Raw genomic sequence first — 15646 nt, 5'->3', positions numbered from 1 at the left:
GCAGATCTTTTATGATCTGCTTTTTTGTTAAATAGTTAAAGTAATAGCATTAAAACCGCAATCCAAATGCATGAATCACAAAAATCACAACAGGAGGGATCAAGAGGGAAGGCAGCAAATTCAATGTTTTGAACTTCTTGATTCCAAGAATGCTTAGACCTGAACTGAGGATGAGTATGCCTCCCACAATTGTGATTTCATTAATAAGGTCTGTATTGATTGCGCTCTCCATTACTTTAGCAAATAAATAGATGGAGCCCTGCCAGGCAAATAATACAATGGCGGCAGCCGCTATTCCAAAACCAAAAGTTGAAGCGAGCACAATGGAGGTGATCCCATCTAACATCCCGTTTGTCAGGAGGTATGTATAATCTCCATGCAAAGCGGCTTCAACAGGGCCCAATATTGACAGCGAACCTATACAAAATAATAAGACCGCAGTAGATAAGCCCTCTGCTAAATTGCTTTTAGAAAATTTGTTCACCAGCTTGTTGAATCGTAATTCTAAATTGATGATCTGGCCTAGCAAACCTCCAATGGCTAAACTCACAATGAATAGAATGGGGTATTTACTATCAGGCAAATGCTGTGTAATGGCGTTGATCCCCAGCGCGACTGCAGCGAATCCCATTGCCTGCATCAAAATATCCTGGTATTCATCTTTAATGCCTTTTTTGAATATCCCCCCGATTATGCTTCCTGCAATGATCATCACTGTGTTAAAAATCGTTCCAAACATAAGCTTTCTCCTCCAAAAATCATTCCTGCATAAAAAATAAACCCTCTAGTTAGTAGAGAGTCAAGGGAGATCAAAACATATTCATGAGATTATTTGATGGGCAGCAGGATTTCAGTCACATAATTGTCTAGGTTATTCGTAATGCCATAATCAATGAGTGTGATTTCGATTGAATCCCCTGCTACCTCATAATGATGTTCTTCCATATACGCCAGTAATGTTTTGTAGTATGGTTCGGCTTCGAGGTGTGACCCTCTAAACCTAATTTGCAGATATTCTCTTGAAGGGAAAATGATTTCTGATGAAGTTTTTTCATTTTCATCTTCTAGAATCATAAATATACTGGAATATTTGTCAAACTGTTTTGCCCTCACATTTGCTGCAGAAATGGATAAACCGATCTTGCCTATGAATATATCTTCGTTTACATTCAGGTGGGTTCTCAATTCAGCTAACGAATGTTCGATATCATGGCCGAGAACATATTCATGCTGCAAGTAAGCCACACGCATTGCGGGAAGTTTGATTTTTGAAATTTGATGTAACGGCATGTTAACGGCATCTTCTATATGTGTGATACGCCGGGAGATCTTTCGTTCAATGCGTTCCAATTCTTTCTTTTTGCGATCAATTTCAGCCTGCTGGCTTTTTAGTAAATGAAGAAGAGTGTTCGTATTTTGAGAGTTATAAAAATCAAGAAGCTTATTGATTGGCAGGCCTAAGGCCCTCAAATATTTGATGGTATCAAGCCGCTCAAACTGTTGGGTAGAATAATATCTATAGTTCGTTTGCTCGTCTTTATATTCCGGTTTCAAAAGACCGATTTCATCATAATACCGAAGAGCAGAGATTTTCACATTGAATAACTTTGACACTTCTCCAATCGAAAAAAATTCCTTCATTCTAACAACCTTTCTGTCCCTATGATTGATATACACACATTATATAGTACGGCGAGTTCTAAAGGTAAAGTTTGCAGCATAAAGAAAAAACTCCTTCTAAAAAGGAGCTTTTCATTCTTCGAAATAAGGATTCACATGGATGAGCACTTCTTCTACATCTGAAAACTGTCTTTTGATTTCATTTCGAATTTCGCGGGCAATATCGTGTCCCTGCTTAATTGTCAAATCATGATCCAAAGATAAACGGACATCAAGCAATTTATAGTGGCCATGTTCTCGCGCGCGGATTCTATCAATTCGTTTTACTTGATCACATTGAAAAATAACAGCTTTATATTCCTCTATCAGCTCGGGATCAACACTCTTTTCCATGAGCACATCAACAGACGGCCTGATTAATTCCATTGAAATCTTAAAAATGAGGTAAGCAACGATTGCACTGGCAATGGCATCGGCGTACAACAGATAGGACCATCCGCGGGTGTTTCCGATGATAGCCAACAGGACGCCGATAAAAGCGGCAAGAGAGGCAACGATATCGCCTTTGTGATCGTACGCAATCGCTATAATCGCTTTGCTGTTCCATTTTTCCCCTTGCTTTATAGAATAACGATATAAGATTTCCTTAGCCACGTACGAAATCAGAGCCGCAAACAATGCGCTGTATTGGGGAACGCTTGGCCCTTTAACAAAGGACAGAATCGCTTCTATGAGGATATAAACGGATACGATCACTAAGATAATTCCTACAATCGCCTCACTAATGACTTCAGCTTTTCCGTGACCAAAAGGATGGTCTTGATCGGGCGGTTTATTGGAAATGCCGATCACTGCCAAGACTGCAATCGAAGCAACGACATCTGCCGCGGAATGTATTCCGTCTGCAAACACGGCTTCACTATCGCCTACCAGCCCAAAAAAGACCTTTCCTGCCATTAAGATCAGATTGGCGATCAATGCAATCAAAGCAACTTTTCTGCTTATTTGTTCTCTTTCACTTGCCATTTTTTCCTCCTATAAAACTGCACAAAAAAATAGGAGTGCTCTATATACGCTCTCCGTATCCTTTCCTGTGTAATCACTTTGCTTATCATACCAATTCAATTTCGAGTGGGTCTATAGCAACGTTGTTTCCTGTTTACTAATAAATAAGGTGACAGAAAAAAAGTTGGAGCTATGCTAAAAGGTCATAAAGCAAACAAATGAGTTCTTATGTAACAACAGTGATGATTCGCTATTAAAATGCTGCCGTCAGTGAAAAATTCCCACTAATTTTTAAAAACCTCTTGACATGAGAGGATCTGTATTTTACTATTATCTCATATTCAAGATATTTTAATTTGAGATATTTGGTCGAAAAGATCAGCGATCAAGCGCAACTCTAAGTGTTCAATCCGTTGTCATTTCTTTTACACAATATTCAATATGGATTTTTTATAATACAATATCTCGAATTCGAGATAAAAGGGAGTGTATCGTATTGGCTGAATTTATACAGTTAGTCAATGAAAGACGATCTGCAAGCAATTTTCTTTCAGGTCATCCAATCACAAAAGAAGACCTCAATGAAATGTTTGAATTGGTTGCATTGGCGCCATCGGCTTTTAATTTGCAGCATACAAAATATGTGGCGGTTCTTGACCAGGACGTAAAAGAAAAGCTGAAGCAGGCCGCAAACGGACAATATAAAGTGGTTAGCTCATCTGCGGTTCTCTTGGTATTAGGGGATAAGCAGGCATATCAACAAGCGTCCGATATCTATGAAGGTTTAAAGGTATTGGGGATATTAAATAAGCAAGAGTATGACCACATGGTGCACGACACTGTTTCGTTTTATGAAAACAGGGGAGAACAATTTAAGAGAGATGAGGCGATAAGGAATGCTTCACTTTCTGCGATGATGTTTATGCTGAGTGCTAAGGAAAAAGGCTGGGATACCTGCCCGATGATCGGCTTTGATGCGGAAGCCGTAAAACGGATTTTGAACATAGACGACCAATTTGAGGTTGTCATGATGATTACGATTGGAAAAGAAAAAACAGAGAGCAGAAGACCGCGCGGCTACCGGAAGCCTGTGAATGAGTTTGTTGAGTATATGTAAAAGGAGCGGATAAAAATGGCTAAAAAAACGATGGGAATTCATCATATTACGGCGATTGTCGGTCACCCTCAAGAGAACACAGATTTCTACGCAGGAGTGCTTGGGCTTCGTTTGGTCAAGCAAACTGTCAATTTTGATGACCCAGGTACGTATCATCTTTATTTTGGGAATGAAGGCGGGAAGCCGGGAACAATCATTACCTTCTTTCCGTGGGCCGGAGCCCGCCAAGGCGTCATTGGAGACGGTCAAGTTGGCGTGACTTCTTATGTCGTGCCGAAAGGGGCTATGGCATTTTGGGAAAAGAGACTAGAAAAGTTCAACGTTCCATACACCAAAATCGAGCGCTTTGGGGAACAATATGTAGAATTTGATGATCCTCATGGACTGCACTTAGAAATCGTGGAAAGAGAAGAAGGAGAGGCTAATACGTGGACTTTCGGAGAAGTAACGCCCGATGTTGCCATTAAAGGTTTTGGGGGTGCAACCCTATTATCAGCGCATCCTGACAAAACCGCTGACCTTTTAGAAAACATCATGGGGCTGGAGCGAGTCGGCAAAGAAGGGGACTTCGTTCGTTATCGTTCCGCCGGTGATATCGGAAATGTGATTGACCTTAAGTTAACGCCTATTGGCCGCGGGCAAATGGGGGCCGGAACGGTGCATCACATCGCTTGGCGGGCTAACGATGATGAAGATCAGTTAGATTGGCAAAGATATATTGCTTCCCACGGATATGGTGTAACTCCTGTTCGGGATAGAAACTATTTTAATGCCATTTACTTCAGGGAACATGGGGAAATCCTGTTTGAAATCGCAACTGATCCCCCGGGCTTTGCACATGATGAAACACAGGATACAATGGGCGAAAAACTGATGCTGCCTGTGCAATATGAACCGCATCGCACACAAATTGAACAAGGGCTGCTGCCGTTTGAAGTAAGAGAGTTAGATTGATTTGACACATAAAAAATAAAGAAACATATATTCAATTGATGATTGCTGGATACTGTCAGCAAAGAATTAGATAAAATCAAAGATGAGGAGAGATACAAATGGAAGATGCAGGACTGTTGCTTATTCGTATAATGATTGGTGTGGTGTTTTTGTTTTATGGCACACAAAAATTATTCGGCTGGTTTGGCGGATACGGGATTAAAGGAACCGGACAATGGTTCGAGTCAATTGGGGTGAAACCAGGAAACGTTGCGGCCGCTCTATCAGGTCTTGGGGAGTTAGTAAGCGGTATTCTATTTATTTTAGGCGTATTCCTCCCGCTTGGAGCTGCTATCATAACGATCATTATGTTAGGTGCCATCGTAAAAGTCCATGGAGCGAAAGGTTTTGCGAATGGCGCGGGAGGTTTTGAATATAACCTGGTGCTCATTGCAGTTTCCGTAGGGGTTGCACTCATCGGTTCAGGAGCTTACGCTTTGCATTTTTAATAAGAAAGTATGTAAGAACAGTTGCTGCTTGTCAGTAACTGTTCTTTTGTTTTTACATTTTCCGGCAAGCTTACAGGTACTCTGCAAAGCAAAAAAGCGGATATCATAAATAAAAATCTGTATAGTGAATGATACGTATTGATGAGCTTGGTCATGAAAACAGACCTATTTGAAGGAGTAAATGGATGAAAGAGATGACAGAATTACATTCATTAGATTCTATAGAAAATTTTATCAAACAGCACAAATTCAGTTTTATTTATATATCAAGGCCTGGCTGTACAGTATGTCACGCAGTTCTGCCCCAGCTCAGAATAGTATTGGATCAGTTTCCAAACATCAAATTGGCGCATATCAATGCTGACGATGTAGCAGAGGTCGCCGGCAGATTTTCAGTTTTCACCGTTCCTGTGCTTCTTTTGTTCATTGATGGGACTGAGTTTCTAAGAGAAGCCCGTTTTGTTCATTTTGAACAGCTTGAACAAAAGCTGAAAAGGGTTTATCGATTATATGAAGGCGAATAAAGAAATAAGGCAAAAAAAAGAACTCAAATGAGTTCTTTTTTTTGCATCAATTTATTCTTCACTAGGCGAAGAAGGGTTATCAACCTGCCCTTGATCACTTGTATCATTATCACAACTTGCTGAAATAATAATTGAATGAGAAGGAGAGTAATCTCCTAATGTGAAATTGACACCGTAATTTTTGCTGTTCGCAGTATGGCTGTTTTGCAAGTTTTGTCCGATATCTGTATTGGCGTTTTGTGTCATTCCATTTATCGTGAGATTTGAGATGTTGATTTGAGATCGCATGCTTCAAAAACTCCTTTCACTCAGAAGTAGCCGTCATAGAGGACGCTGGCAGTCTATTTACTTCTATGATATTGCGTTTTTATATCATTGCATCAACATAATGGTAAAAATAATAGCGAGTGAATGAGTCTCTTTTGAAGATGATCAACCTATCAGCAGAAATAAAGCCGCCTGATAAAGAGGCGGCAGATCGTTATATGTCATCTATGAATTTGATGTATCGTTTTTCGTTTGCCTAAAGGATAAGATGGTCGTTTTTAATGATGAGTAGGAGCCTATAGCAGCGTAGCCATAAAACCAGCCCATAAATACGCCAGAAAAGAGGCTGTGTCGATGGCTTATGAAAACAGAAATGACAAGGCCTGTTATTAAGGCAACTGATGGTACAAAAGTTTTGGGGATTTTCAATAATATTTTGAGGATTTGGGTTATCAGTATGATGATTGGAATAGCTATCACAGCATCCCAAAAGTTTGTGTGAATAATTGGAAAATCCATACGGCACCTCATGAAGTGTTCATTTCTTATGTTTACGCTAAAAGCTTGGAAAGCAGTTCTTGGACCGCATTTGTAACATGTAGGGCTTGATTGGCGGAGCTTGTTTGGCTTAAAGCATTGGATTCAAAAACCAAACCTGTATTATTCCCTCCGGAACCATCTGTCTCTTTAGAAACAGAGAAAGGGCTGATGGAGAATGCAAAACCGTTATTAAAAACGCTGTTTCCGGATATCGAATGAATATAAACTGGGAATTTCATCATTCATCTCTCCTCTCCGTTATGACTGTTTATACAATATGGTGTGAGAGCAGCAATTGCTTAAACAAAACGGCAAAAACATTCAGTGAGAGACAAAAACCTGCAAAATTCTCCAAGTGCCTTTTGTTAATGCAGTTTTTTAGGGATGTTTTTTTTATTCTTTTTGCCAATTTCATCAAAAATATTCTGATTGCTAGACAAATGGGCTTGTCCGTCCTTATTAATGAACTTCGGGTGAATGAGTTTTTTTAGATCCCTGACAGTTAAAGGTTTGGCGTCATCAGTTAATTCTATTCCTAATTGCCCGTTTGCCTCTAATGTCGCAATTTTGACATCTTGTATAGCCGTAACGCCGTGAAGCCTTAGATGCATTTCAAGCTGATCAACTGTAAGTCTCATCTTCTTTAAGTTTTCGATATGAAGCTGTCCGTTTTCAATAACAACTTTTGCTTTTCCGGTCAACATCTTTTCAATGAAGTTCGATCTCATTTGGATCCATTCTATTACGATGAGTGTTATTGTGAAAATTGCCGCCGCAATTAATGTTTTGAAAAGGCTGTACTTGATGATTGGCTGCACGATAATAGTTCCGATTGAAATCATGACAACCGTTTGAGTTGAAGTCATTTGTGCGATTGATTTCATTCCTGAAACTCTCAGCAAAATGACTCCGGCTACAATGAGAACAAGAGATTCCCAAGTGAAATTCATGCTACCACCTGACCAATGATGAATTAGATTTGTCATGGGATTGGCTTTTCTTCGGCCAATCGCAATTTAATATATCCGAAAGGCAGTTTTTCATTCTGTCCTAAACCAAACAATATTTTTGGTATAGATGGATATATTAAGCCAAACAATGATAGCAGCAGGAGTTTTTTGACCGAAACAATCTGGGAAGCGGGGAGCGCCATAAGATGATTGAACTTGAAGTTGTCATTAGAACGGTTGCCAGCTTTGGCTTGCTGTTAATCGCAGAACGAATTTTAGGCAAACAGACAATTTCTCAAATGACGATTTTTGATTTTATTGCGGCGATAACACTAGGGGCGATTGCTGCCGGATTAGCTTACAATACTTCAATAAAACCGCACAATATGGCCATTTCGTTTAGTATTTTTGTGCTAACCATTTTTCTAATTTCGTTTCTGTCAATAAAGAACAGGAAGCTGAGGAAATTTTTTGCCGGAGATCCAACAGTGCTGATTCAAAACGGGAAGATACTTGAATCAAATATGAGGAAAATGCGTTACACGCTTGATTATTTAAATCAGCAATTACGGGAAAAAGAAATATTTAATATCGAAGAAGTTCTTTTTGCCATTCTTGAAACGAATGGTCAGCTGACTGTGTTAAGAAAACCGCAATTCCGGCATGTGACCAAACAGGATTTAATGATTGCGGTAAACCAAGAACACAGGCTTCCGATAGAGCTTATTATGGACGGAGAAATCATTGAGAATAATTTAAAGCAGAATCGTTTGACGGAATCCTGGCTTTTGGAGGAATTGCGAAAAAGAGACATAAAGGTGAAAGAGACCGTGTACGCAGTGCTGCTGGGTAATGGGGATATTTATGTGGATCAATATAAAGACCATATATCAGTCCCTATGGATAAGGAATGAAGGAACAATCAATCTTAAAGTCCCTTATTGAACGCAATGGTTTCAACTTGTCTTGGGTACGAAATGTGCAGAAGCCCGTTTAACAGCTGAATCTGTAACAAATGAGATTCAGTGGCTTCGGGAAGCTGAATGATTCGCTCAATTTCTCCGTAATACCGTTCACGCAGCACTTCCATTTCGGCTGGAAAAACAGGCGTGATCGTTCCTTTGATCAGCAGCTGGGTTTTAGATAGTAAGCGGATCGTTAATTCTTCCTCATACACACCGGGCATTTCCACAATGATAAAATTATCTTCTTCATCTTGATAAAAGTCGTAAACGAGCGTATAGGTGTTGGTATTAAAAAATTGTTCCGGGGCTTTATACTTGAGCACATTTGTCCAAAAGTCATTTTGCTTATATTCATTTGTAATCTCAAGCCACTTTCTCATTTTTTCGAGATCCATCTAGGATCCTCCTTAAATTTGGTTTGAAATCGGTGCAGAAGGGTTTCCAATTTGGTCTTGATCACTGATATCAGTATCGAGGTTCCCAGTATTTAAAAGAGAAGAAGAAGGCGAAAAATCCCCTAGAGAAAAGTTTGCCCCAAAGTATTTGCTGTTCGCTGTATGGCTGTTGTGTACGGTTGGACCGACATCAATATTTCCGTTTTGTGTGACGCCGTTCACCTTAATATTTGCGATGTTAATTTGGTATGGCATAGCGAAACTCCTTTTAATCTAAAATTGGTGGTACTGGAAGCTGAGGAGCATTCATAGTGGTATTATCAGAGTTTCCGAGTTCTGTCTGATCGTTGACATCAGGATCATTTAAGAAGTTTTCCATGATTGATTCTGCAGGTGATGTATCACCGAAAGAGGAGTTGATCCCTTGAGATTTATTATTTGCGGTATGGCTGTTATGCGCGGCTTCACCTATTGTAATTGAACCATTGCCCGAAATACTGTTGATCTTTAAATAATATAGGTTGATTATTGTAGACGGCATCCCATCACACCCTTCCATCATTCTGTACAGTACATTATGCGTTGCTGCACCCAATTGTTCCTTGCATTTGCGGGCAAAACTCTATCTGGCCCTGGAGTGATGCTCGTTAGAAAAAAGAATAAAGTTTGTCACAGCCTGAATGTCAATCTATTTGGCAAATACTTATCAGTTGAATGAAAAGCCATTGAATATAGTAATCAATGAATTGATTCAGTTATTCGAAATACATGAGACCCTTTAATAAAGGAAGCTGGCAAACAGGATCAGTTTGAAATCATTGACAATGAAGCTAATGCCATGAAATAATACTCGTGAGTAACATTACTTGCGAGTATTATTTTTGGGGGTGGTCCTCGTTGAAAAGCAAAAAAGGACGTAAAGGAGAAGAAAGCCGGAAACGGTTACTCAAAGCTGCCGCTAATGAATTTTCGATTCGGGGATTCCATGACGCGAAGGTAAGTGAAATTGTGAAAAAAGCTGGGTTCACACAGCCTTCATTTTACCTGTACTTTCAAAGCAAAGAAGCCATCTTTGCCGAGTTAATCACCGATTTTCACTCTCGAGTCAGAAAGCTGACAGAGTCACTTCTTCTGGAAAACGGATTAAACACGGAGGATGTGTCAAAACGGGTACTGCTAGCTGTAGAGACTGTTTTTCAATTTTTGGCTGAGGACAAGGATTTAACCAAGATCGGCTTTTTTCTCAACCCGGAAGCAAAACAAATGAAAAAAGACTTGGCGATGGTTTTGAAAGAAAACTTAGAAGCAGAACAGCGGCTTGGCTATTTTCACTCTGAACTGGATATGGAAACTGTCGCTGAGTGTTTGGTCGGCATGATTGAACATTTAACCGATTCATTTTTGTTAACCGGAATCAAAGATCCGGCAAGCCTCGCAGCAGAGGTTGTGAATCTTTTAATATACGGGATGCTTCCGAAAGGGAATGACGTAAGATGATATCTATTATGATGAAAGTCAGTTTGGCGGTTTTTATGTTTGCGGGAGGCATCATAAAGGTAAGCCGTGTTCCCTTTCAAGTTGAGCATTGGCGGCATTATCAATATCCATTATGGTTTCTGACTGTTACCGGCATTCTTGAAATAGCCGGGGCACTTGCTATGACAGCGGGAATTTGGAATCGGTATGCAGCTATTGGAGCAGGTGTTCTGTTTGTCGTTCTCATGGCGGGAGCCATTCATGCGCATATGTTCCGAGCAAGACAATCGGTCATCATGGCGATACCAGCGATGATTTGTTTGATTGTTTCTATCATGATCATCATGGGGAGTTACACGTAAGCTTTTCACTAATGTTTAAGAACAAGCCCATTTGCAGGAAATCTCCTGTTCTTATCGAATAATAGAAAGTCCAGGAATTAACTGAAGCAGTAAAATAGAGCTCCATTTCTGCGTTATTCGTCCGGCATCAGCTGGGCTTTTTTATAAAGGAGGAATACAGGATGGCATTCACTTTGGAAGACATGACTGAGGAAGAGTTCGAAGCCTTTCGAGTGATGTCCGTGCAAAATTATGCGAAACAAAACATAGCGTCAGGAACTTGGACGGAAAAAGAGGCGTTTGAGAAATCGGAGCAGGCATATGAGAACATGATTCCGAATGGGCGAGACAGCAGCAATCATTATTTTTGGAACATCACAAATGACCAAGGAGAAAGAATGGGCTGGCTCTGGCTGTATGCTGATCCGTTTCATCCGCAAAAGGAAGCGTTTATCTATTCCTTTGGATTGTATGAAGCCTTTCGCGGAAAAGGGCTGGCTCAATTGGCGCTTCAAAAGCTTGATGAAAAAGCAAGAGAGCTTGGTGCGGAAAGGCTGGCCCTTCATGTGTTTGCACACAACGAGACAGCCGTCTATCTTTATCAGAAGATGGGCTATGCCATGACCAATATTCGTATGCGGAAACAGCTGTGCTGAAAAGTTGCTTACGTTACCCAAACACAACATGCCTATCTGGAAGCAGTGGCAGGGTACTATAAGTCATCATTAGAAACATTAATGTCATTGGAAGGCTTGAACATATAAAGAAAAAGGACAACAGCTGTTGTCCTTTTCAATGCCGCTTGAACTTTCTCCCTCAGTCTTTTTTGTCTTGATGATCCAGCTCTTTTATTCGTTTCGTAAGCTCATTGAAAGCCTGATCAAGCTCCTTATACCCTTTATCATTTGGCGTCATAAAACTGAGTTTTCCCAGCACTTCTTGTCTTTCTGTCTCAAGCTTTAAGCGAAGCTCTTCCCGCTCATTTCTTTCTGAAGGAGCGGCGTCATTTAACTGCTTTTCGATGCCGTTGTTTGAGATGACGAGTTTACTGTTTGTTGTTTTTTCGAGAAAGTATCGGTCATGTGAAACCGCCAGCAATGTGCCGCTGTATTGTGACAGTGTTTCTTCCAGCTGTTCGCGTGACGGCAGGTCGAGATGGTTTGTCGGCTCATCTAAAATCAGCACGTCTTTTTCCTCCAGAATATAGGCCATCAGCTTGATCTTTACACGCTCACCCATACTCATATGCTTGATCGGTTCAGTCCATTGGGCGGCTGTAAAACCTAAGTGCCTCATCAGATTTTGAACGTGCCCCCTTGCTTTGAATGTTTCATTCTCAAATAACTCTTCCGGTGTTTGTTCTAAAGGCAAATCAAACACCTCCTGCGTTAAATAGCCGATGTTTGCGGACGGCGACACCCATACGCTTCCTTCTGCTGTTTCCTGTCCAAGAATGATATTCAGCAATGTCGTTTTTCCGCTGCCATTGGGGCCTATGATCGCAACCTTTTCGCCGTGCTGAATCGTAAAGTTTGCGTTTTTAAAGAGGGTCCTTTCTCCAAACGCTTTTGTTACATTCTGAACTTCTAAAAAACGTTTTCCTGTTTTGTGGGTTGTATCGATTGAAAAGCGGACTGTATATTCTGGGGTAACGGGTTCCGCCTTTGCTTTTTCCAGCTCTTTTTCAAGCCGCTTCTGCTTGGATTTTATCTGGGCATCCGTACGCTTCGCTTTTACCCGGTGATATTCTTTAAACCCTTCCTTTTTCGTCGATTGAGCATGGGCTTTTTCCGACCAAGAAGCGAGCTCATTCATTTGTGCTTCAATCCGTTCGACCATTTTTTGCTGCTTTTCATATTCACGCTGCTGGGTGAGTCTTTTCTTCTCCCGGAACTTCATATACCCGGAGTAATTCCCTTTGAATTCAATCAGCGTCTGATCCTCAAGCGACCATATTTTTGTTGCGGCTTCGTCTAAAAAATATCGATCGTGAGAAACGAGAATCACAGTGCCGTTATAATGTTTCAGCTGTTGGATGAGAAATTGCAAGCTTTTTTCATCAAGGTGGTTTGTCGGTTCATCTAACAGCAGCAGATCTGCATCCTCTGATAGTCCTTTCGCCAGCCGCGCTTTCAGTTTTTCACCGCCGCTTAACTGATGAAAATCACGAAGAGGCACATGCCATTTCTCCAGTAACTTCTTTTCGGCAGGTGTCTGGTCCGCAAAGGAATACGCCGCGGTTTCCTGTTCAACCAAAGCCAGTTTTATATCCTTCCGAAGGATTTGACCCTGTGCAGGGGCTAAGTCATTGTGAATGAGGTGCAGCAGCGTAGATTTCCCAGCGCCGTTTTTTCCGATAATCCCAATGATATCTCCTTGCTGAACACTGGCGTTTACATGTTTAAAAACAGTTTGATCCTTTACTTCATAGCTAACGTTTGTTAATGTTACGATCTCTTTCATCCATATCCCTCGCTTTAAAGGGAGAATAAAAAAATCCTCCCAAATGTGTTGGAAGGATTAGCCGTGCCTGTGCATGATCAAATAAGCTATTTTTTATAAATAGCAGTGTCGTATATATAGAAAATGGGCAGACTAATCCTATTTTTTGATTTGAAATATTGATTTCAAACGGTAAAAATAAGATTAGTTAATCATTGTCCACCCATCATCCCTTCTTGTTTTGATTACAAACACTATAGCATATCTTCAAATTCAAAAGCAAAGGTCATTTTCATCAAAAAAACCCCTGCTCTCATTTTTGAGGCAGGAGTTTCGAGTGTTATTGATGCTTCGCTTTTCTCACTTTATAAATCACAATCAGCAAAATAAACCAAACCGGTGTGACAAATAAGGAAACACGAGTGTCCTGTGCCAGTGCCAGCACAACCAGAACAAACGCCAGGAACGCAAGAATCAGGTAATTTGTAAACGGATAAAGCGGAAGCTTAAACTTGTTTGTTTTCGCTAATTCAGCTCTTGTTTTGCGGTATTTCATATGGCAGATGACCGTAATCCCCCAAATGTAGATAAAGCATACGGTTGAAATGCTTGTGATCAGGGTGAATACGCCTTCTGGCATGATGTAGTTTAACGTAACACCTATTAAAATCACGATAGCCGAAAAGAATAAAGCATTTCTAGGCACTTTACGCTGAGTCAGTTTCGCCATTGACTCAGGTGCATTGTGATCTTTCGCCAGGGAATAGACCATACGGCTTGTACTGAATACAGCGCTGTTGCATGCTGAAGCAGCGGATGTCAACACAACAAAGTTGATAATACTTGCAGCCCCGACGATGCCAACAGCGACAAATACTTGTACGAATGGGCTTTCGCTGGGATTGATGACATCCCAAGGATAGATGCTCATAATCACGAGAAGAGCCCCGATATAAAAAAGCAGCACACGGACAGGAATATTGTTGATCGCCTTAGGGATTACTTTTTCAGGGTTTTCTGTTTCACCGGCCGTAAGCCCGACAAGCTCAATGCCGACAAAAGCAAACACAACCATCTGGAACGAGAGGATAAACCCGTGCATGCCATTCGGGAACAGGCCTCCGTGGCTCCAGAGGTTTGTGAAGCTGGACACTCCTGAGCTTGTGGAAAAGCCTTTGAAAATCATCACAAGGCCAATGACGATTAACGCCAAAATGGCAATGACTTTAATCAAAGCAAACCAAAATTCTAATTCTCCAAAAAGCTTGACTGTCGCTAGGTTCATAATCAGTAAAATAATAAGAGCGATCAAGCCGGGCACCCATTGCGGCACACCCGGGAGCCAATATTGAGTGTAGAGCCCGACTGCTGTCAGATCAGCCATCGCAATGGAAATCCAGCAGAACCAATATGTCCAGCCGGTGATAAATGCTGCCATATCGCCTAGGTAGTCTTGTACAAAATCCACAAAAGAGTGATAGTTCAAGTTTGATAACAGCAGTTCACCCAGCGATCTCATAATTAAAAAGCAAATGATCCCTGTGATCATATAAGCAAATAAAATCGAAGGTCCGGCAAAATGAATCGATTTGCCCGAGCCGAGAAATAAGCCTGTCCCAATGGCTCCGCCGATGGCGATGAGCTGGATATGCCTGTTTTTCAAGCCTCTCTGCAACGTTTGCTGATTTATATTGTCTTTCGTCATGTCGTCTGTCACTTTATGTGTTCCTCCATTGAAAATTGTTTATTGAGTCAGCAATCTATTTTTAATGATTATTATAACACTAAAATTTCTATCTTTTTTACTAAAAAAGGATTGATGAAAAGAATTTTAATGTGATTTGGACTATTTCCCGAAAAAAGCGGCTCCATTTAGGGAGCCGCTTTTTTATGCTTTTTCAGTTTTTTTCATAAACAGGTAGAGCCCGTAATCTGTCGGTGCGGATGCGTAGCCTGCCTGCCGCAGCATTGCTGTGATATTGCCGCGGTGGTATGTCCCGTGATTGACAACGTGGGGAAGAAGTTCGGAAACAGTTGTTTTCATGATTCCGCTTGAGGGATTTTGAATCTGGAGTGGCTTATTGAGCTGTTCTTTTTGCTGTAAAAATAGTATATAGCGCTCGGATAACCTCAGAAAAAGGTCTTCCATTTCCTCTATTTCTTTAGCCTCTGTCTGTTCTTTAAGCTGTTCAGCTAAAGCCAAAGCATCGCTCAAGTTTTTGCCGGAAAACACTTCAATCCAGCCGAGATCAGAAAGATAAACATGAGACAATACATGGGATATTGACGGAAACACGCTTTGAATTTCTTGATGGTATACCTCTTTTGGAAGCTCTTTTAACCGGTTGAATATTTGTTGATTGGCCCAGACGTTATATTCATACAATTTGAATGCAAAATCTGACATGTTAAAATTCCCCCTTTCGTGTGTATAGCTTCTATTATACACGAACGTGCGTTCTTATGTAGAGTGCTCGTGAATAAAATTTGTTGACATATATAGTTTAGGGGAATAAACTAATTGACATTGAACATAAAGTTTAGCGGGGTAAACTATAATGA

General features: G+C 40.7%; 21 protein-coding genes. 8 read left to right on the top strand and 13 right to left on the bottom strand.

Features of this window, described 5'->3' with window-relative positions; all coding sequences use genetic code 11:
• Positions 1–49: 49 nt before the first annotated feature.
• From FB592_RS10275 to mneP, 3 genes are all read right to left on the bottom strand, one after another.
• Positions 50–739 carry a DUF554 domain-containing protein gene (locus tag FB592_RS10275; RefSeq protein WP_015252719.1) on the bottom strand — a complete coding sequence of 230 codons (690 nt, stop codon included), beginning with the start codon at positions 737–739 and terminating at the stop codon, positions 50–52.
• An 89-nt stretch (positions 740–828) separates the two neighbouring features.
• A complete protein-coding gene (locus FB592_RS10270) occupies positions 829–1641 on the bottom strand; it encodes a MerR family transcriptional regulator (RefSeq protein WP_038827552.1) in 813 nt (270 codons plus the stop codon).
• Between the two features lie 111 nt (positions 1642–1752).
• The gene (gene mneP / locus FB592_RS10265) at positions 1753–2646 is read right to left on the bottom strand and encodes a manganese transporter MneP (protein WP_015252717.1); all 894 of its coding nucleotides are present in this window, start codon (positions 2644–2646) and stop codon (positions 1753–1755) included.
• 475 nt (positions 2647–3121) lie between these two features.
• Between mneP and FB592_RS10260 the strand changes: the two genes are divergently transcribed.
• From FB592_RS10260 to FB592_RS10245, 4 genes are all read left to right on the top strand, one after another.
• Positions 3122–3742: a nitroreductase family protein gene (locus FB592_RS10260; RefSeq protein ID WP_021481652.1), complete on the top strand. Its 621-nt coding sequence runs from the start codon at positions 3122–3124 to the stop codon at positions 3740–3742.
• A gap of 15 nt (positions 3743–3757) precedes the next feature.
• Positions 3758–4696: a ring-cleaving dioxygenase gene (locus FB592_RS10255; protein WP_038827550.1), complete on the top strand. Its 939-nt coding sequence runs from the start codon at positions 3758–3760 to the stop codon at positions 4694–4696.
• 98 nt (positions 4697–4794) lie between these two features.
• Positions 4795–5184: a DoxX family protein gene (locus FB592_RS10250; protein ID WP_014475946.1), complete on the top strand. Its 390-nt coding sequence runs from the start codon at positions 4795–4797 to the stop codon at positions 5182–5184.
• A gap of 185 nt (positions 5185–5369) precedes the next feature.
• Positions 5370–5708, top strand: coding sequence for a thioredoxin family protein (locus FB592_RS10245; protein ID WP_014475948.1), 339 nt, complete (start codon positions 5370–5372; stop codon positions 5706–5708).
• Between the two features lie 51 nt (positions 5709–5759).
• On the opposite strand, the gene FB592_RS10240 is transcribed toward FB592_RS10245, so the two are convergent.
• From FB592_RS10240 to FB592_RS10230, 4 genes are all read right to left on the bottom strand, one after another.
• Positions 5760–5996 carry a spore germination protein gene (locus FB592_RS10240; protein WP_003244342.1) on the bottom strand — a complete coding sequence of 79 codons (237 nt, stop codon included), beginning with the start codon at positions 5994–5996 and terminating at the stop codon, positions 5760–5762.
• Between the two features lie 204 nt (positions 5997–6200).
• On the bottom strand, positions 6201–6494 hold the full coding sequence (locus FB592_RS20935; RefSeq protein ID WP_021481649.1) for a hypothetical protein: 294 nt from the start codon (positions 6492–6494) through the stop codon (positions 6201–6203).
• A 32-nt stretch (positions 6495–6526) separates the two neighbouring features.
• The gene (locus FB592_RS10235; protein ID WP_038827548.1) at positions 6527–6757 is read right to left on the bottom strand and encodes a spore germination protein; all 231 of its coding nucleotides are present in this window, start codon (positions 6755–6757) and stop codon (positions 6527–6529) included.
• Between the two features lie 123 nt (positions 6758–6880).
• Positions 6881–7465, bottom strand: a complete 585-nt coding sequence (locus FB592_RS10230) for a DUF421 domain-containing protein (protein WP_185739358.1) — start codon at positions 7463–7465, stop codon at positions 6881–6883.
• 206 nt (positions 7466–7671) lie between these two features.
• On the opposite strand from FB592_RS10230, the gene FB592_RS10225 reads away from it, so the two are divergent.
• A complete protein-coding gene (locus tag FB592_RS10225; protein WP_014478990.1) occupies positions 7672–8379 on the top strand; it encodes a DUF421 domain-containing protein in 708 nt (235 codons plus the stop codon).
• A gap of 14 nt (positions 8380–8393) precedes the next feature.
• Here FB592_RS10225 and cotP read toward each other — a convergent pair whose 3' ends face one another.
• The 3 genes from cotP to FB592_RS10210 are packed head-to-tail and all read right to left on the bottom strand — an operon-like array spanning position 8394 to position 9366.
• Positions 8394–8825 carry a spore coat protein CotP gene (gene cotP, locus FB592_RS10220; RefSeq protein WP_021481645.1) on the bottom strand — a complete coding sequence of 144 codons (432 nt, stop codon included), beginning with the start codon at positions 8823–8825 and terminating at the stop codon, positions 8394–8396.
• Positions 8826–8837: 12 nt separating this feature from the next.
• A complete protein-coding gene (locus tag FB592_RS10215) occupies positions 8838–9080 on the bottom strand; it encodes a spore germination protein (RefSeq protein WP_014475957.1) in 243 nt (80 codons plus the stop codon).
• 13 nt (positions 9081–9093) lie between these two features.
• Positions 9094–9366, bottom strand: coding sequence for a spore germination protein (locus tag FB592_RS10210; RefSeq protein WP_038827544.1), 273 nt, complete (start codon positions 9364–9366; stop codon positions 9094–9096).
• Between the two features lie 356 nt (positions 9367–9722).
• Between FB592_RS10210 and FB592_RS10205 the strand changes: the two genes are divergently transcribed.
• The 3 genes from FB592_RS10205 (at position 9723) to FB592_RS10195 (ending at position 11298) form a co-directional block, all read left to right on the top strand.
• Positions 9723–10322 carry a TetR/AcrR family transcriptional regulator gene (locus FB592_RS10205; protein WP_015382890.1) on the top strand — a complete coding sequence of 200 codons (600 nt, stop codon included), beginning with the start codon at positions 9723–9725 and terminating at the stop codon, positions 10320–10322.
• Positions 10319–10663, top strand: coding sequence for a DoxX family protein (locus FB592_RS10200; protein WP_049140467.1), 345 nt, complete (start codon positions 10319–10321; stop codon positions 10661–10663). The genes FB592_RS10205 and FB592_RS10200 overlap by 4 nt, the downstream gene beginning before the upstream one ends.
• A gap of 161 nt (positions 10664–10824) precedes the next feature.
• A complete protein-coding gene (locus tag FB592_RS10195) occupies positions 10825–11298 on the top strand; it encodes a GNAT family N-acetyltransferase (protein WP_049140468.1) in 474 nt (157 codons plus the stop codon).
• A gap of 160 nt (positions 11299–11458) precedes the next feature.
• On the opposite strand, the gene vmlR is transcribed toward FB592_RS10195, so the two are convergent.
• From vmlR to dinB, 3 genes are all read right to left on the bottom strand, one after another.
• A complete protein-coding gene (vmlR, locus tag FB592_RS10190) occupies positions 11459–13105 on the bottom strand; it encodes an ABC-F type ribosomal protection protein VmlR (protein ID WP_049140469.1) in 1647 nt (548 codons plus the stop codon).
• A 319-nt stretch (positions 13106–13424) separates the two neighbouring features.
• The gene (locus tag FB592_RS10185) at positions 13425–14801 is read right to left on the bottom strand and encodes an amino acid permease (protein WP_128441403.1); all 1377 of its coding nucleotides are present in this window, start codon (positions 14799–14801) and stop codon (positions 13425–13427) included.
• Positions 14802–14972: 171 nt separating this feature from the next.
• Entirely contained in the window at positions 14973–15491 is a 519-nt protein-coding gene (gene dinB / locus FB592_RS10180) for a damage-inducible protein DinB (protein ID WP_041351245.1), read from the bottom strand.
• Positions 15492–15646: the final 155 nt, after the last annotated feature.

It is taken from the genome of Bacillus sp. SJZ110 (assembly GCF_006715455.1).
GTDB classification, from domain to species: domain Bacteria; phylum Bacillota; class Bacilli; order Bacillales; family Bacillaceae; genus Bacillus; species Bacillus subtilis.
This window is presented reverse-complemented; position numbering and strand designations above follow the sequence as displayed.